The organism is Kocuria sp. CPCC 205261, assembly GCF_040981025.1.
Lineage (GTDB): Bacteria > Actinomycetota > Actinomycetes > Actinomycetales > Micrococcaceae > Kocuria > Kocuria marina.
This window is the reverse complement of sequence record NZ_JAVKPU010000001.1, coordinates 455,632-473,053: the sequence shown is the minus strand read 5'-3', so window position 1 is coordinate 473,053 and position 17,422 is coordinate 455,632. Positions and strand designations below refer to the sequence as shown.

The 17,422-nt window shown below is 69.6% G+C and carries 15 protein-coding genes; 12 read left to right on the top strand and 3 right to left on the bottom strand.

What is annotated here, in order from left to right; translation table 11 throughout:
* Nucleotides 1-109 precede the first annotated feature (109 nt).
* The 4 genes from RF646_RS02180 to RF646_RS02165 all read left to right on the top strand — a co-directional run bounded on the left by RF646_RS02180 (nucleotide 110) and on the right by RF646_RS02165 (nucleotide 2,240).
* A complete protein-coding gene (locus RF646_RS02180) occupies nucleotides 110-628 on the top strand; it encodes a type II secretion system F family protein (RefSeq protein WP_368835079.1) in 519 nt (172 codons plus the stop codon).
* Between the two features lie 184 nt (nucleotides 629-812).
* Complete coding sequence (locus RF646_RS02175; RefSeq protein WP_085106218.1) at nucleotides 813-1,085, top strand: DUF4244 domain-containing protein; 273 nt, start codon at nucleotides 813-815, stop codon at nucleotides 1,083-1,085.
* A gap of 374 nt (nucleotides 1,086-1,459) precedes the next feature.
* Nucleotides 1,460-1,819 (top strand): TadE family type IV pilus minor pilin, encoded by a 360-nt coding sequence (locus tag RF646_RS02170; RefSeq protein WP_368835078.1) that lies wholly within the window; start codon nucleotides 1,460-1,462, stop codon nucleotides 1,817-1,819.
* A gap of 1 nt (nucleotide 1,820) precedes the next feature.
* Complete coding sequence (locus tag RF646_RS02165) at nucleotides 1,821-2,240, top strand: Rv3654c family TadE-like protein (protein WP_085106219.1); 420 nt, start codon at nucleotides 1,821-1,823, stop codon at nucleotides 2,238-2,240.
* A 128-nt stretch (nucleotides 2,241-2,368) separates the two neighbouring features.
* On the opposite strand, the gene RF646_RS02160 is transcribed toward RF646_RS02165, so the two are convergent.
* Complete coding sequence (locus RF646_RS02160) at nucleotides 2,369-4,681, bottom strand: DEAD/DEAH box helicase (protein WP_368835177.1); 2,313 nt, start codon at nucleotides 4,679-4,681, stop codon at nucleotides 2,369-2,371.
* A gap of 190 nt (nucleotides 4,682-4,871) precedes the next feature.
* Between RF646_RS02160 and RF646_RS02155 the strand changes: the two genes are divergently transcribed.
* The 8 genes from RF646_RS02155 (at nucleotide 4,872) to RF646_RS02120 (ending at nucleotide 15,114) form a co-directional block, all read left to right on the top strand.
* The gene (locus RF646_RS02155; RefSeq protein ID WP_082943346.1) at nucleotides 4,872-5,330 is read left to right on the top strand and encodes a pyridoxamine 5'-phosphate oxidase family protein; all 459 of its coding nucleotides are present in this window, start codon (nucleotides 4,872-4,874) and stop codon (nucleotides 5,328-5,330) included.
* A gap of 3 nt (nucleotides 5,331-5,333) precedes the next feature.
* Nucleotides 5,334-7,229 (top strand): methyltransferase, encoded by a 1,896-nt coding sequence (locus RF646_RS02150; RefSeq protein ID WP_368835077.1) that lies wholly within the window; start codon nucleotides 5,334-5,336, stop codon nucleotides 7,227-7,229.
* A 10-nt stretch (nucleotides 7,230-7,239) separates the two neighbouring features.
* On the top strand, nucleotides 7,240-7,665 hold the full coding sequence (locus tag RF646_RS02145) for a pyridoxamine 5'-phosphate oxidase family protein (RefSeq protein WP_085106222.1): 426 nt from the start codon (nucleotides 7,240-7,242) through the stop codon (nucleotides 7,663-7,665).
* A gap of 158 nt (nucleotides 7,666-7,823) precedes the next feature.
* Nucleotides 7,824-10,727, top strand: a complete 2,904-nt coding sequence (gene topA / locus RF646_RS02140) for a type I DNA topoisomerase (RefSeq protein ID WP_368835076.1) — start codon at nucleotides 7,824-7,826, stop codon at nucleotides 10,725-10,727.
* A gap of 121 nt (nucleotides 10,728-10,848) precedes the next feature.
* Nucleotides 10,849-11,829, top strand: a complete 981-nt coding sequence (locus RF646_RS02135; RefSeq protein WP_064846647.1) for an exopolyphosphatase — start codon at nucleotides 10,849-10,851, stop codon at nucleotides 11,827-11,829.
* Complete coding sequence (locus RF646_RS02130) at nucleotides 11,826-12,629, top strand: sugar phosphate isomerase/epimerase (protein WP_144932565.1); 804 nt, start codon at nucleotides 11,826-11,828, stop codon at nucleotides 12,627-12,629. The genes RF646_RS02135 and RF646_RS02130 overlap by 4 nt, the downstream gene beginning before the upstream one ends.
* Before the next feature lie 499 nt (nucleotides 12,630-13,128).
* Nucleotides 13,129-13,968 carry a pyrroline-5-carboxylate reductase gene (proC, locus tag RF646_RS02125; RefSeq protein ID WP_144997346.1) on the top strand — a complete coding sequence of 280 codons (840 nt, stop codon included), beginning with the start codon at nucleotides 13,129-13,131 and terminating at the stop codon, nucleotides 13,966-13,968.
* A 48-nt stretch (nucleotides 13,969-14,016) separates the two neighbouring features.
* Nucleotides 14,017-15,114: a YbdK family carboxylate-amine ligase gene (locus RF646_RS02120; protein ID WP_144997348.1), complete on the top strand. Its 1,098-nt coding sequence runs from the start codon at nucleotides 14,017-14,019 to the stop codon at nucleotides 15,112-15,114.
* A 163-nt stretch (nucleotides 15,115-15,277) separates the two neighbouring features.
* Here RF646_RS02120 and RF646_RS02115 read toward each other — a convergent pair whose 3' ends face one another.
* Nucleotides 15,278-15,946: a TrkA family potassium uptake protein gene (locus RF646_RS02115; protein WP_035965130.1), complete on the bottom strand. Its 669-nt coding sequence runs from the start codon at nucleotides 15,944-15,946 to the stop codon at nucleotides 15,278-15,280.
* Nucleotides 15,939-17,384 carry a TrkH family potassium uptake protein gene (locus tag RF646_RS02110; protein WP_368835075.1) on the bottom strand — a complete coding sequence of 482 codons (1,446 nt, stop codon included), beginning with the start codon at nucleotides 17,382-17,384 and terminating at the stop codon, nucleotides 15,939-15,941. The genes RF646_RS02115 and RF646_RS02110 overlap by 8 nt, the downstream gene beginning before the upstream one ends.
* Nucleotides 17,385-17,422 lie beyond the last annotated feature (38 nt).

The following is a 17,422-nucleotide window of genomic DNA, read 5'->3' as shown; positions in this document are numbered from 1 at the left end:
GACCGTTCACGGCGGATTGGCCCGGGGCGGGGACATCGGATCGACCGGGGTGAACGGGCGGTCGTCTGGGTCATCCACGACCCCGGGAGCGACCGGGGATGCTCGGAGTGTGGCAACCTGGGCAATGCCGGCGGACGCATCGCTGGGTCCCTCGGTCCGTGCAGCAACTGCGACGGCGGCGTCGATCCCCCCTCTACCCGCCGCGGCACTCGTGGAACTCACGGCATGCCAGCTTGAGACCGGACTGCCCCTCGCGGAGGCCGTGTCCGTCCTTGCGAACAGCTGCGCTGGAGCTATCCACCAGCAGCTGGGTCGGGTCGCGGCCGCCCTGCGACTCGGGCTCCCGTGGGACGCGGCGTGGCCCGCGGATCAAGAACTGTCCCGGGACATGCGCGACTTCCGCGACGCTCTCGAGTTCACGGCCACCTCCGCCACGGCCTCGGCGTCCGTCCTGCGGGGTCAGGCGGACCTCGTGCGGCGAGCGCAGTACCGTCGCGCTGAACGGGCGGCCGAGGCGCTCGCCGTGAAGCTCGTGCTGCCGCTCGGCCTGTGCTTCCTGCCCGCGTTCATGTGCTGGGGTGTGGTCCCCGTGCTCATGAGTTTGCTGCCCAGGGTCTTCGGATCATGACCGGCCACGCGCGCCTGCACGGCGCTCACGCTGCGGGGAGGGGGAGGGGGCCGCCCGCAGGATGCTGCGCCCCGATCTAGACACGTATTTGCAACCTTCCACTTGTCACGAAGGCGGGTGCGCGACACCGCTGCCATCTCACCCCTCAACACATCACGAACACCCAACGAACAGGAATACCACCATGTCCACGATCACGCTTCCCGCCTGCACCACCGCGTTCGACGATCCCACGGAGATCCCCGTGGAGGATGCGACCCAGTCGATGCCGACCGCCGAGGTGCGGCCCCGCACCGCCGTCGATCCGGACGACCCGGACCTCGGGGCGTCCACGGCGGAGTACGCGGTCATCGTGCTCGCGGCCGCCGCGTTCGGCGGCGTCATGGCCGCGGTGCTGTCCTCGGACTCCGTGTCGGGCATGTTGCTCGGCATCATCCAGAAGGCCCTGGCCGTCTGAACCGCGCACCCACCGGGCCCGGGCCGTGGGAGGGCCGCGTAGGACCGGCCACCCTGCGGCCCGGGCCCGGTGCCAGAACCGCATACACCCGAACCACTCCGAGCCCCCGGGCCCGCCGCGCTTCTGTTCCGGCGGACCCGTTCGTCGGAGTGGGGCCACCACCACGCCGCCCGGAACTGCCACGGTCCCCAGTTACACCGTGGTTCGAACACCGTGGAGTGCCGGTGAGCGAGCGCGTGGCCGTCGGTAGAAGGAGGACTCCCATGAGAAGGTCAAGAACCGTGCCGGCGCACGATCGCGCCGAAGCCTCACCGGGACAGCCGGAGCACCCACCACGACATCCGGATGCCGGAGCGGTCACGGTGGAAACGGCCGTGATTATGCCCGGTCTCGTCCTGCTCCTGGCCGTTCTGCTCGCGGCCGCAGCTGCCGGGATGACGACCGTGCGCTACGAGGAAGCCGCCCGGGCCTCCGCGCGCGCCGCCGCCCGGGGAGAAACCGCCGAGGTCGTGGAACGCACGGCGCGTGAGATCGCCGGGGACACCGCCGTCGTCCGGGTGAGCGTCGCGGACGACCGGGTCACGGTCGCGGTGAACGGCCCCGCCCCGGGGATCCTGGGGACGTGGAATGATTGGCGCTTGCAGGCCACGGGCAGCGCGGCCGTGGACACCGCTCTCGGAACCACCGGGGGTCCGAGCGCCGGGCCGGGGACGCTTGATCATGCGAGGCCGTGACATGACGTCGGACGAGGTGCACGAGCATCATCGGACTCGAGCAGTGGGCGCGGGGGATCATCGCGACGAGGGGTCCGGCACGGTGCACGGTCTGACACTGGCCGTGACGCTGTGCTTTGTCCTCGTGGTGGTCCTGCTCGTCGGGCAGGCCGCGATCCTCACGCACCGTGCGGCCAAGGCGGCGGATTTGGCAGCACTCGCCGCGGCCGACGTCGCTCGCGGCCTGAGCCCCGGCGTCCCGTGCGATGTGGCTGCGCGGGTGGCCGCCGACAACGGGGCGCAGTTGTCCGAGTGCGCGGTGGTGGCCCCTGAGAACACGATCGTGGACGTCACCGCGGTGATCGAGTTGCCGCAACCCCTCGCGTCACTGGGCCCGGCCACCGGGGTGTCCCGGGCCGGACCGCCGCCGGGGGAGCCATGAGCTCCGGGAACTTCACCCCCGGAGCAGCCATCAGCCCCGCAGCAGGCGCCCGCCCCGGAGTGGTCCCCCACCTCGGAGTAGTCAGCCATTGCGGGACGGCCACCCGCCGCGTGACAGCCGCGAGCGCATCACGGCGCGAAGGACAGCACCCCGTTGAGCAGCTTGAGCGCCCCCGCCTTGTCGAGTGGATTGTTGCGGTTGCCGCACTTGGGGGACTGCACGCACGAGGGGCAACCGGACTCGCATTCGCACTGCGCGATCGCGTCCCGGGTGGCGGTGATCCAGTGCCGGAACATGTCGTACCCGCGCTCGGAGAAGCCCGCACCGCCGGGGTGGCCGTCGTGCACGAAGATCGTGGGCAGTTCGGTGTCCACGTGCAGGGCGGTCGAGAGCCCGCCCACGTCCCACCGGTCACAGGAGGCCAACAGTGGCAGGAGCCCGATCATCGCGTGTTCCGCGGCGTGCAGGGAGCCGGGGATGTCCGGTTCCTCGATCCCCATCGCGGCCAGCTGACCCCCGGAGACCGTGAACCATGTGGCCGTGGTGGACAACTGGCGGGGCGGCAGATCCAGGGGCTCCTCACCCGCCACCTCGTTGGACGCCACCAGTTTGCGTTGATAGCTGACCACCTGGGTGGTTACGTCCACGGCCCCGCGGTGGATGCTCACGGGACCCCACTGCATCGAATCGCGCACGTCCCGCACGCGGACCTCGGTGATGTCCCGCGCGACCGTGTAGAAGTCCGGGAACGCGCGGCGCACCGCCGCCACGTGCAGTTCCTCGTCCAGTTCCTCCACCAGATAGGTTCGGCCCTGATGCACGTAGACCGCGCCCGGGTGGGCTTGGTAATGCGATTGCGGAGCGCCCATGGTGCCGAGCACCGAGCCGGTCTCCGAGTCGATGATCTGCACGGGACCGCCGTCCCCGGAACGGATCGACACCATGGTGGCGGGCTGTTCGGACCGGGTCCAGAACCACCCGCTCGGGCGTCGGCGCAGGTGCCCCGCGCCCGTGAGGGAGTCGACGACGTCGCGCGCGGTGGGCCCGAACAGCTCGAGTTCGTCGGGGCGCAGGGGCAGTTCTGCGGCGGCCGCGCACAGGTGCGGTGCGAGCACGTAGGGGTTGGAGGCCTCGAACACCGTGGCCTCCACGGGGACGTCGAAGATTGCCTCGGGGTGGTTGACCAAGTAGCCGTCCAGGGGATCGTCACCGGCGATCAGCGCCGCCAAGGCGTGCTGGCCCGCCCGCCCGGCGCGGCCGATCTGCTGCAGGAAGGACGCGCGGGTGCCGGGCCACCCGGCGACCAGGACGGCGTCGAGCCCCGCGATGTCGATCCCGAGCTCGAGTGCGGACGTGCTCGCGACCCCCAGCAACCGCCCGTCCCGCAACTGCTGTTCCAGCTCGCGGCGTTCCTCCGGCAGGAATCCGGAACGGTAGGCGGCCACGCGATGACCGAGCGAGGGGTCCACCTCCTCGAGCTGCCGATGGGCCGCCTGTGCGATGGTCTCCGCGCCGCGGCGGGAACGGATGAACGCGATCGTGCGGATCTGACGCAGCACCAGGTCGGTGAGCATGTCGGAGGCCTCGGCTGTGACCGTGCGGCGACGGGGCGCGCCGTTGTCCGAACCGCCGGGCGACTGTTCCGGCTCCCACAGCACCACGGTGCGCGAACCGTGGGGCGAGGTGTCACGGGTCACCGCCGTCACGTCCTGTTCGGACGCGCCGATGAGCTTGGCGAATGACTGCTGCGGGGACGCACTCGTGGCGGACGCCCCCACGAACACGGGGGAGGCCCCATAATGCGCCGCGACCCGGACAAGTCGGCGCAACAGGACGGCCACGTGCGAACCGAACACCCCCCGATAGGAATGTGCCTCGTCCACGATCACGAACCGCAGCCGCCGGAAGAACCGAGACCAGCCGATGTGATGCGGCAGGATCCCGTGGTGGAGCATGTCCGGGTTGCACAGGATCACGTCCGCGTGCTCCCGGATCCAACGGCGCTCGCCGGGATCGGTGTCCCCGTCGTAGGTCGCCGCGCGAACGTCCGCGAAACCGAGTGCACGCAGGGACGTGAGCTGGTCCGCGGCCAGGGCCTTGGTGGGCGAGATGTAGAGGGCCGTGGCCTCGTCCGGATGGTGTAGCAGGCCGGGGCGTTCGGCCACCACGAGTTTGCCCCGGTGCACGGCGTCGAGCACGAGGGACTGGTAGACCAGGGACTTCCCCGAAGCGGTGCCCGTGGCCACGATCGCGTGTCGCGGAGCGGTCAGCGCAGCGATCTGGTGCGCGTACGGTTCATGGATACCCAGCCGTTCATATGCGCTGACCACATCCGGGTGCAGCCATTCGGGCCAGGGCGCGTGGGTGGGTTCGCGTTCCGGGATCTCGCGCACATGACGTACCTGCTCGGGGCGGGGTCCGCGTCCGAGCAGGTCCACCATCTCCTGCGAAGTCGTCACCGTGACATTGTGGCCCACACCGGGCGGGGACGACGCCGCCCGGCCACCAATGCGCGGGGCCCGCCACGCGTCGTCGGCTCCCTGCCTGTGCGGGGACCCGGTGCCGGAATCCGATGCGGGGACGACACCGCCACCTGGCCCACGTCCCGCACCCGCATGGAATCATGGGGGTATGAGCAACGCTGAGCACCCGCACCCCATGAACATCGCCCACGAGCACGATGACGCGTCCCAGGTCCCGCCCATCACCGAGCTGAGCGAACAGGAGAGCTGGGAGCTGCTCAAGCAGGCACGCTTCGCGCGGCTGGCGACTCGCGACGGCGACGAGATCGACATCACCCCGCTGAACATCGTGACCGACGGCGAGAAGATCTTCTTCCGCTCCGCCAAGGGCACCAAGGTCCTGCACCTGCAACTGAACCCGAACGTGACGGTCGAGATCGACCGCGCCGCCGGTTCACAAGCGCACTCCGTGGTGGTGCGCGGCACGGCCGAGATGATCACGGACACGGACCGGATCGCGTACGTGGAAGAGCTTGGTCTGCGACCGTGGTTGGAGACGGAGAAGATCGAGTTCGTGGAGATCACGCCCACGCGCATCACGGGTCGCGCCTTCCGGTTGGGTCACTGACGGGTGGCCTCTTCCTGTCCCAACGACGCCGCTCCCGGGCCCGCGTTCAGCGTGGTCCCGGATGCCCCGCGCTCCGATGACCCGGCGCTGATCGCCCGCCTCCACGACGACCTCGTGGCCGCGGGGTTCACGGTGGACGGGGTCACGGACCTCGTGGGCGAGCAGGCCATGTCCGCGTGGTCGCGGGACCAAGCGGTCCCTGCCCGTCGCGCCCTGCAACGGCGCTCGCAGGACCTCCGTTCGGTGCCGGGCGGTGCGGAAGATACTCACTCCTCACCGCGCGGCGTCGGCAACGCTGCGGATTCCGCGGGCCATGACGTCGCCGCGTTGATCACCCTCGCCGCGTTCTTCCTGCTCGGGGACCCCGTAACGGCCACGTCGCTCGACGCCGCGCTGCCCTCCGTGGGCGCTTCCGGCCTGCAACGGTTGGGTCTGGTCGAGGCCAGCGTTGAGCCGGCCGATGGTGCCGCCGATGCCGCCACCGAGTCGGCCGAAGGCGCCGTCGACGCCGCTGCGCGCGGGCTCGGTGAGAACTGCCCGTCCCACGCGAACCCGGACGAGAGCGCAGCGGCGGATACCCCAGCGCCCTGCGTCACAGTGCGCTCCGCGGTGGATCTGCGGCCCTACGCCACGGATTCCTCGGCCGAGCTGTACGTCGCGAGCGACCTGGGTGCGTTCCAGCGACCGGGCGTGTTGCGCCATGACCACGTGCTGGGCATCGGGGGTGCATCGCTGACCCTCGTGCAGTCCACACCGCGCCGGCCCGTGGACACCGCCCTGGATCTGGGGACCGGATGCGGGATCCAGACCTTCCACCTCTTGGCCCACGCGCGCCACGTCACGGCCACGGACATCTCCGACCGCGCCCTGGCCACCGCGCGGTTCAACCTGATCCTCAACGCCGAGGCATTGGACGTGGACCCGTGGGACTTGCCCGCCCGGGTGAGTCTGGAACGGGGGAGCCTGGTGGAGCCCGTGGCAGATCGCCGGTTCGACATGGTCGTGTCCAACCCGCCCTTCGTGATCACGCCGCGCAGCCCGGACGAACACGCCGAGGACCGCTTCACCTACCGGGACGGCGGTCTGCCGGGGGACCGGCTCGTGCGGGAATTATTGGGCGCGCTGCCCACCGTGTTGAACCCGGGGGCCACCGCACACCTGCTCGCGAACTGGGAGATCCCGCGCGATCCGCACGAGGAGCCCTCGACCACGTGGTCCCGCGGGCCGGCGTCGTGGGTGCCGCCGGGAACCGGCGCGTGGCTCGTCCAACGTGAAGTGCAGGACCCGTGCGAGTACGCCGAGACCTGGTTGCGGGACGCGTCCCAGCAGCGTGACGTCGCCGACTACGAACGTGCCTACGCGGCCTACCTGGACGACTTCGACTCCCGGGATGTGGCCGCGGTGGGCTTCGGCATGGTGTGGTTGTACCGCCCGGGTGAGGAAACACCGGATATTGCACCGCGGATCTTCGAGACCGTCCCGCACCCGATCCAGCAACCCATCGCCCCGGCGCTCGCCGCGGAGTGGGAGCGCATGCTGCGCATGGCGCGCGACGAGGCGGACCACGGCGCTCGCGGCCCGGCAGCGGCGTCGGGCACCGATCCCGCGTGGCTCGCGCGGCACTACACCGTGGCGCAGGACGTGACCGAGGAACGCCACGGCACACCCGGGGCCCCGGACCCGGCCCTGATCCTGTTGCGGCAGGGGGCGGGACTGCGTCGGAGCGTGATCCTCTCGAGCGAGGCGGCGGGCTTCGCGGGCGTGTGCGACGGCGAGCTCAGCGCGGGGCAGATCCTCACGGCCCTCGGATCGCTGCTGGGGTGGCAGGACGGCCCGGCACCCCAGCTGCTGCGTGAAATCAAAGGCCTGATCACACATGGCTTCCTGACGGAGGTGTAAGACTGAACCCATGAGCGAGAACCTGAATCCCTTCCGGGTCATGGATTCCCAGCGGGTCTGGGAGTTGTTGGGCGACATGCCGTACGGCCGCCTTGCCGTCCAGGGCGCGGGCCTCGTGGACATCTTCCCGGTCAATCACGTGGTCAATCAGCGCAAGATCTATTTCCGCACGTCACAGGGCACCAAGCTGGCCAGCCTGGTGGTGAACAACCACGTGGCATTCGAGGTGGACAAGGTCGAGGGCACCCACGTTGAATCCGCGGTGGTCCACGGCCGGGCGCGCCGGTTGGAGACCCGGGCGGAGGTGGAGGCGGCGGAACAATTGCCGCTGACCCCGTGGGCACCGAACTACAAGTTCCACTACGTGGTCCTGGAGCCGGACGACGCCACCGGACGCGAATTCACCATGGGTGAGGAACCGGATCACGACCTGTAGTGATCCAGCGTGTCGTACGCTGACGTCCCGGGCACGGAGTGAACGCGGCGCGCGGAGGAATCGAGCGCCGTCGCCCACGCCCACCGGCCGATCAGCATGAACGGCCAGCATTGAACACAGACCCGCCCCGCAACCACGGGTCATGACGAGGAGCACCTTTGGCATCCAAGGCCACCAAGAACGCCGGTACGGGCAAGAGCCTGCTGATCGTGGAGTCACCGTCCAAGGTGAAGACGATCGCGGGGTACCTGGGGGACGCCTATGAAGTGGAGTCCTCCATGGGCCACATCCGTGACCTGCCGCAGCCCTCCGAGCTGCCGACGGACATGAAGAAGGGCCCGTACGGCAAGTTCGCGGTGGACGTGGAGCACGAGTTCGACCCGTACTACGTGGTCAACCCGGACAAGAAGAAGAAGGTCACGGAGCTCAAGCGCAAGCTCAAGGACGCGGACGCCCTGTACCTGGCCACGGATGGTGATCGCGAGGGTGAGGCGATCGCGTGGCACCTGTTGCAGGTGCTCAAGCCCAAGGTCCCCGTGTACCGCTTGACGTTCCCGGAGATCACCCGGGAGGCCATCGAGCGCGGGTTCGCGCAGTTGCGGGAGATCGACCAGGACCTCGTGGATGCCCAGGAGACCCGCCGCATCCTGGACCGGCTCTACGGCTACGAGATCTCCCCTGTGCTGTGGCGCAAGGTTTCCTCGGGGCTCTCCGCCGGGCGCGTGCAGTCCGTGGCCACCCGCCTGGTGGTCCAGCGCGAACGGGAGCGGATCGCGTTCGTGCCCGCCGACTACTGGGACCTCACCGGCACCTTCTCCCGGCCCGAGGGGCAGGACGCCGGGCGGGCCTTCACCGCGCGGTTGAGCTCCCTGAACGGCCGCCGCGTGGCCACCGGCAAGGACTTCACGGACCGCGGCGAGCTCAAGGCCTCCGGGCAGAACGCCCCCGCCGCGCTGGACGAGACCGTGGCCACGGCGCTCGCGGCCGGATTGCAGGACGCCGAGTTCTCGGTCCGTTCGCTCGAGACCAAGCCCTACACGCGCCGTCCCGCCGCACCGTTCACCACCTCCACGCTGCAGCAGGAGGCCGCTCGCAAGCTGCGTTTCACCTCGCGCACCACCATGCGGGTCGCGCAGCGGTTGTACGAGAACGGCTACATCACGTACATGCGTACCGACTCGGTCGCGCTGTCCGATCAGGCGGTCAACGCCGCGCGCTCACAAGCCAAGGAGCTCTACGGCGCGGAGTTCGTCCCCGCCTCCAAGCGCGTGTACGCGTCCAAGTCCAAGAACGCGCAGGAGGCCCACGAGGCCGTGCGCCCCGCGGGGGACACCTTCCGCACCCCGTCGCAGGTGCGCTCGCAGCTGTCCGTGGACGAGTTCAAGCTCTACGAGCTGATCTGGAAGCGCACCGTGGCCTCCCAGATGGAGGACGCCAAGGGCAGCACCGCGACCGTCCGCCTGGGCGCCACGGCCACCTCCGCCGCCGGGGAGCATTCCGGGGCCGACGCCGAGTTCTCGGCTTCCGGGACCGTCATCACCTTCCGGGGGTTCCTGGCCGCGTACGAGGAAGGCCGGGACGTGAACCCGGATCTCGCCCATGAGAACTCGAAGCAGTCCGAGAAGTCCGAGGACAAGCGGCTGCCCGTGATGGCCGAGGGTGACGCCCTGGACGCCTCCGAGGTCACCGCGGACGGGCACACCACCACGCCCCCCGCCCGCTACACCGAGGCCTCCCTCGTGAAGACCCTGGATGAACTGGGGATCGGGCGGCCCTCCACGTACGCCGCGACCATCTCCACGATCATGGACCGCGGTTACGTGCAGGTGCGCGGCTCGGCGTTGATCCCGTCCTGGCTCGCGTTCTCCGTGGTGCGGTTGTTGGAGGAGCATTTCTCCGACTACGTGGATTACGACTTCACGGCGGAGCTCGAGGAGGACCTGGACCGGATCGCCCGTGGCGAGGCCGAGCGGGTCAAGTGGCTCGAGGGGTTCTACTTCGGTGACACCGCCTCCGAACCAGGACTCAAGCCGCTCGTGGACGACCTCGGGGAGATCGACGCCCGCGCCGTGAACTCGATCCCCGTCACGGACGAGATCACGTTGCGCGTGGGCAAGTTCGGTCCGTACCTCGAGACCGGTGGCACGGTGGATCCGGAGACGGGGGAGCTGACCGACCCGGTGCGCGCGAACGTCCCGCTGGACCTCGCCCCGGATGAGCTCACGCCCGAGAAGGCGCGGGAACTCATGGAGATCGGCAAGGCGGACGGCCGTGAGCTGGGCGTGAACCCGGACACCGGTCGGATGATCGTGGCCAAGGACGGCCGTTACGGTCCCTACGTCACGGAGGTGATCCCGGAGCCCACGCAGGAGGAACTGGACGCGATCCCCACCGAGTACTACAAGAACGGAAAGCCCAAGCCCAAGAAGGTTGAGCGGCCCAAGCCCAACACGGCATCCCTGTTCTCGTCCATGAACCTGCAGGACATCACCCTGGACGACGCCCTCAAGCTGCTGTCCCTTCCCCGGGTACTGGGTGAGGACACCGACGGTGAGACCATCACGGTGCAGAACGGGCGTTACGGCCCGTACCTGAAGAAGGGCGCCGACTCCCGGTCGATCGGTTCCGAGGACCAGATCTTCACGATCACCCTTGACGAGGCCAAGACCATTTACGCGCAGCCCAAGCAGCGCGGTCGCCAGGCCGCCAAGCCCCCGCTCGCGGATCTGGGCGCGGATCCCCTGACCGAGAAGCGCATGGTCATTAAGGAAGGCCGCTTCGGCGCGTACATCACGGACGGGGAGACCAACGTGACGGTCCCGCGTGCCGAGGCGATCGAGCAGATCACCGCGGCCCGCGCGTCCCAGTTGCTCGCCGAGAAGCGGGCGAAGGGCCCGGCGCCCGCCAAGACGACGTCGCGCTCTCGCAGCTCGGCCAAGAGCGGCACGGCCAAAAGCGGGACGGCGAAACGTTCCACGGCCAAGGGTGCGACTACCAAGAGTGGCGCGGACAGGAAGACCACGCGCAAGACCGCCGGCGCGGGGCGTTCCGCGAGCAAGTAGGACCGGTTCGTGCGGCGGCGTCCCGGCGGCGTCGTCCCCGCGGTCGTCCCGAAGCCCCGCGATCCGGTCCGGCCCAACGGCCCCCACCCAACGCCTCCACCCAGCGAGCGAAGGAACTCACATGCGGCTCTCCGTCCTGGACGTCGGCTCCAACACGGTGCACCTGCTCCTGCTGGACGTCTACCCGGGGTCGCGGCCGGAACCGTACGCGTCCCACAAGATGGCGCTACGGCTCGTGGACTACCAGGACGACGACGGTCGGATCACGGACGAGGGCCGTGACCTGCTCACCGGGTTCGTGGTGGAGGCGCGTGACTTTGCCGTGGAGCACCGCGCGGAGGACCTGCTCGCGTTCGCGACCTCCGCGATCCGGGAGGCCACCAACGGCAACGCCGTGCTGGACCACGTCCAGTCCACGTCTGGGGTCACGCTCACGGAACTGTCCGGGGACCAGGAGGCGGCCGTGACGTTCTCCGCGGTGCGCCGCTGGTTCGGCTGGGGCGCCGGACGCGTCCTGGATTTCGACATCGGCGGAGGGTCCTTCGAGATGGCGATCGGCACCAACGCGTTGCCCACGGTCGCCACGTCCGTCCCGCTCGGTGCGGGTCGGCTGTACCGGGCATATCTCGCGGGGTACGACGTCGCACCCCCGGCCCGCTTCAAGGCCTTGCGCAAGCACGTGCGCACCACGCTGCGTCCCGCCGTGGACCGGATCGCCGCCGGGGGACAACCGAATCTGGTCGCGGGCACGTCCAAGACGTTCCGCTCGCTCGCGCGGATCTGCGGGGCGGCGCCGTCGGGCCAGGGACCGTACGTGCAACGCGTCATGCACCTGGAGGACCTACGCTTGTGGACGCGGCGCATGGAGGCCATGACCGTGGCCGAACGCGCGGACCTGCCCGGTGTCTCCGAACACCGTGCCGCGCAGGTGGTGGCCGGGGCGATCGTCGCGGAGACCGCCATGGACCTGCTCAAGGTGGAGTCGCTGCGGATCTCCCCGTGGGCCCTGCGGGAAGGACTCATCCTGCGGCGCATGGACCGGCTGCTGCGGGACTCCACGAGCTCGACCGTCGATCCCAAGGACCTGGTGACCAGCTCATGACCGACACACCCGTCTACCGCCCGCACGTGGCCCTGTCCACGAGTTCGCTGTACCCGCAGGGTGTCCCCGAGACGTTCGACGCCGCCCAGCGCCTGGGCTACGACAGCGTGGAAGTGCTCGTGACCCACGAGCGCATGAGTCAGCTGACCCACCAACTGCTGGACAACATCCAGAAGTACCAGCTGCCCATCTCCACGATCCACGCGCCCACGCTGCTGTTCACGCAACAGGTGTGGGGCAAGGCGTGGACCAAGATCCAGATGGCCGCCAAGCTCACGCACCAGGTGGGCGCGGAAGTCGTGGTGGCCCACCCGCCGTTCCGGTGGCAGCGCAAGTACGCGCGCAACTTCGTGGCCGGTGTGCGTGAGGTCTCCCGGATGACCGACACCAAGATCTCCGTGGAGAACATGTACCCGTGGCGCGTGGGCGGGCGTGAGGCCGTCGTCTACTCGCCGCATTACAGCCCCCTGGGTCAGGACTACGACTGGGTCACGTGGGACTTCTCCCACGCGGCCACCGCCAAGATGGATTCGCTCGCGGCCGTCAAGGAACTCGGTTCCCGGTTGGGCCACGTGCACCTCACGGACGGTTCGGGTCAGACCATGGCGGACGAGCACCTCCTGCCGGGGCGGGGCGTACAACCGGTCGCCGAGACCCTCGAGTACCTGCGTGAACAGCGCTGGCAGGGTGTGGTGGGGGTCGAAGTTTCTACACGCAAGACCAAGGACGCGGACGAGCGGGACGAGTGGCTCGCCGAAGCCCTGTCTTTCGCGCGCCGCCACATGACGGTGGAGGGCTAGCCCGTCGGACCCCGGACCCGGTGCACCGCGGCGGGCCGGTGCCGCCACCCCTTCCGCCTCACACCGCCTTGCACCGCCACCCGTCCAGGGTGGCGCGCACATCTGCGCTGCGATACGCACGGTTTCGGCCCCGAATCCGCGCGTTCTGCAACGAGGATGTCCCGGGCCGCACCGGCGTGGGAGCGGGCTGAGGTTGCCGCCTCCGCCCGGTCACCAGGGGCGGATACACATAAGTCCCGGAACAGCCGCCTGGACACGGGATCCGTGTCTTTTCGGGCCATGAATGTTCGCAGCCGCGGGGCGCGGTGCTTCCCCGGCCCCGTATGGAGTGCTCCCCGCCGACCCCCACGGCACGGAGTCCCATCCGGCGCGCTCGCGGGGACCGTCCGCCGCGCGATACCGTTCAAGGAGAGTTCCGTGACCGCAACAACACCCCGTGAGCCCTACTGCGCGGCAACAGCACGAGAGGGCCCCGGGCGGGTGTGAAAGGACTGATGGCATGAGCGAGCTGACCCTGGCGTTCCTGGGAACCGGTTCCATGAACGGTGCGATCCTGCGAGGGGTCCTGGCGGGCGGCACCGAGAAGGGGGTGGTGCGCGCGACGACCCGATCGGCGTCGTCGGGGGAGGAGCTGCGTGACGAGACCGGCGTGACCGTGTTCGCGGGCGAGGAAGACGCGGAGGCGAACCGCACTGCTGTGAAGGGCGCGGACGTCGTGCTGCTGGGGGTCAAGCCGTACGCGATCCTGGACCTGGCGCGCGAGATCGCACCCGCTCTGGACCCCGGGACCGTGGTGGTGTCCGTGGCCGCCGGTGTCACGCTGGACGCCCTGCAGAAGGCCCTGCCGCAGGGGCAGCCGGTAGTGCGCTCGATGCCCAATACGCCGTCGAGCGTGGGCCGTGGCGTGCTGTCCGTGACCCCGGGTGAGCACGTGTCCCGTGAGCAGCTGGACGCGGTGAAGGACGTGCTGGCCGCCGTGGGCACGGTCGTGGAGGTGCCCGAGAACCTGATCCGCGCGGTCACGGGTGTGTCCGGCTCGGGCCCCGCGTACGTGTTCTACCTGGCCGAGGCCATGCAGCACGCGGGGGAGCAGCTGGGCCTGGACCCGGAGACGGCGCGCGTGCTCGCGAAGGAGACGGTCTCCGGCGCGGGCGTCCTGCTCGCTCCCGACGACGCTGATCCCGCCGCCCTGCGCAAGGCCGTCACCAGCCCGGGCGGCACCACGGAGCAGGCGATCACCACGTTCGACGAGAAGGGCCTGCGCGAGATCATCACGGCCGGCGCGGAGGCGTCCGCGACGAAGGGTGACCACATGGAGAAGGAATACGGCGGCGAATGACGTGAACCGCCCGGCCCACCACACGAGACCACGCAAGGCGGTAGCACCATGAGCACGTTCGGCATCGAGGAAGAGTTCCTGCTGGTGGACCGCGGGGACAACCTCCCCGCACGGCCCACGCCGGAACAGTCGGCGCAACTGACGTCGCTGACCGCTGGCGGCGGTGCGGCCACCCCGGAATGGCTCTCGTGTCAGGTCGAGGAGACCTCCCCGGTGTTCCGCGACGCCGCCACGGCAGTGGACTCGCTCGTGGAGTTCCGCACGGCGCTGCGCGAGGCCACGAACGCCATGGGCATGGACGTGGTGGGCGTCGCCGCAGCCCCGGACCTGCGGCCCGAACCCGCGCAGATCACCCACGACGCCCGCTACCAGCGACTTGCCGGCCAGACCCCGGCCATCGCGGCGGACCAGTACATCAGCGGGATGCACGTGCACCTGGGGTTCCCGGACCTGGAGGTCGCGGTGCGTGCCCTGAACGGGCTGCGGGGCTGGTTGCCCGTGCTCGTGGCCATCGGTGCGAACTCGCCCGTGTGGCGGGGCGTGGAATCCGGGTTCGAGAGCTGGCGTTCCATCCACTACCGCCGCTGGATGACCAACGGCGTGCCGCCCCACTTCCAGGACCTGCACGACTACGATTCGCGAGTGGCCATGCTCACCGCGTTCGACGCCGTGGAGGGCCCCGCGAGTCTCAGCTGGCTCGCCCGGTTGTCCCACCGCCACGGCACCCTGGAGATCCGCGCGTGCGACGTCCAGTTGGAGGCCCAGGACTCGGTGGCCATCGCGGTGCTCACGCGCGCCCTCGCGAACTACGCGCTCGAGACACCGCCCGCGGTCGCGTTCACCCAGGAGTACCTGGACATCGCACTGTGGCAGTCCGCCCGGTGGGGGCTGAGCGGTCGGCTTTTGGATCCTGTCACGGCCACCCTGGTCCCGGCCGAGGAACTCGTGAGCACCCTGCTGGAACGGGTGAGCGGGCACTACACCTCGCAGGAGGACCGTCGCTTCGCCGAGGCGGGGGTGCGCCACATCCTCGAGCGCGGTAATGGGGCGAGCCGTCAGCGCCGGGCGTTCGGCCGCGCCGGCGTCCCCGGGATCATGGCGCTCGCCACGCGGGCCATGACGGCCGCGCCGTCGGATGCTGAGTAACGCGGGGTAGCATCACGCGCGTACGCCGTAGCGTGGGACGACGTCGCTCGCGGGCGTCGGTCACGCCGGTCACCCAGGAGGGCGTGCCGGTCGACGCTGACCGGCGCCGACCGGCGTCGGGCCGTGATGCCGGATCACAACGGCCCGCCGAGACGCAACCGGGTCAGGGGCGTGCGGCGAACCGTTCGATCAGGTCAACGTGCCCGGACACGATGAGCAGGTCCCGCGAGCTGACCGTGGTGTCCGGGCGGGCGTAGGTGAAGTCCTCGCCCGGGGACTTCACACCCACCACGGTCACGCCGTACTTGGAGCGGATGTCGGACTCGCCCAGCGTGAACCCCTGCGTCTCCCGGGGCGGGTACATCTTGACGATCGCGAAGTCGTCGTCGAACTCGATGTAGTCCAGGAGCCGCCCGGAGACCAGGTGGGCGGTGCGGCGCCCGGCGTCGGCCTCGGGGAAGATCACGTGGTGGGCGCCGATGCGCGCGAGGATCTTGCCGTGGGCGGGGGAGATGGCCTTGGCCCAGATCCGGTCGATCCCCAGGTCCACGAGGTTTGCGGTGGTCAGCACCGAGGACTCGATGGACGTGCCCACACCCACCACGGCGGAGGAGAACTCGGCGGCGCCGAGCTGGCGCAGGGCGTCGATGTCCGTGGCGTCGGCCTCGACCACGTGGGTGAGCTGGCCGGACATCTTCTGCACGAGGGCGGCGTCGCGTTCCACGCCGAGGACCTCGCGCCCCTGCTGGATCAGCTGCAGGGCCGTGGCCGAGCCGAAACGCCCGAGGCCCACCACCAGGACGGGGACGGAGTGGGAGGAGTTCTTAGCCAATGATGGGCCTCTCTTCCGGGTACGTGTAGAGCCGGCGCCGCGAGCGCAGGGCCAGGGCCGTGGCCACGGTGTTGGTACCGATGCGGCCGATGAGCATGATGACGGACAGCACGTACTTCCCGGCGTCCGGGGCGCCCGCGGACACACCGGTGCTGAGACCGCACGTGGCGTACGCGGAGATGACCTCGAACAGTACGTGGTCCAGGGGCATGTGGGTCAGGGCGACCATGATGCTCGAACCCAGCAGCACCACGGAGGCGCCCATCATGATCACGGAGATCGCGATGCGCAGCACGGAGTCAGGGATGGTGCGGAAGAACGCGATCACGGACTGGTCGCCGCGGGCCTCCGCGAGGATGGCCAGGAAGACGACGGCGAGTGTGGTCACCTTGATCCCACCGGCCGTGGACGCGGAACCGCCGCCGGCGAACATCATGGCGTCCGTGAGCAACAGCGTGACCTGGGACGTGTTGGTCATGTCCACCAGGTTGAAGCCGCCCGAGCGCATCATCACGGACGCGAAGAACCCCTGGAAGATCCGCTCGGGGACGGACTGTCCGCCCAGGGTGTCCGGGTTGGCCCACTCGATGGCCGTGAACAGCACCCACGCCAGCAGCAACAGTGCGGCGGTGGTGACCACGGTGAGTTTGGCGTTGAGGTTCCACCGGGTGAACCGGAACCCCACCTGACGCAGCACCAAGATCACGGGGAAGCCCAGGGACCCCACGATCACCCCGATGCACACGGGCAGCAGGATGAGCCACGCGGTGGGCCCGGCGTGGTCGTAGGGCACGAGCCCGTCCGTGTGGGGCGTGAACCCGGCGTTGTTGAAGCTCGAGATCGCGTAGAACACCCCGTGCCACAGGGCCGTTCCCAGGGGTTCTCCTTCGGCGAGGAACCCCACGGAGAGCACGAGCGCCAGGGCGGCCTCGATGCTCACGGAGGTGATCACAATGATCTGCAGCAGCGAGCCGACCTCACCCAAGCGCCCGATGTTGAGGGCCTCCTGAGTGATGAGCTTGGACTTGAGCCCGAGCTTGCGCCCGATGGCCAGCGCCAGGATGGACGTGAGCGTCAGGGTGCCCAGACCGCCCACTTGAATGGCGATCAGGATGACTACCTGGCCGAACACGGACCACTGCGCGGCCGTGGACACCGTGGTCAGTCCGGTCACGGTCACGGCGGAGGTCGCGGTGAACACGGCGTCCACGAACCGGGTCTCCTGACCGGGATTGGCGGACAAGGGCAGCCACAACAGGGCCGCGAAGCCCAGGTCCACGATCACGAACACGATCACCGCGAGCCGCGCGGGCGAGGAACTCGCGATCTGGTCCACGAAGTCCCGGATGCCTCGCGCCGTGCGTGTGGTCAGCGGTTCATCGGAGGGCGCGGGGGATGCAGGCTCCTCGACGGCGTTGGGTTGTTCGAGCTCGCTCACGGCACCTCCTCGCGGGATCCGATGGACGGTCGGGTCAC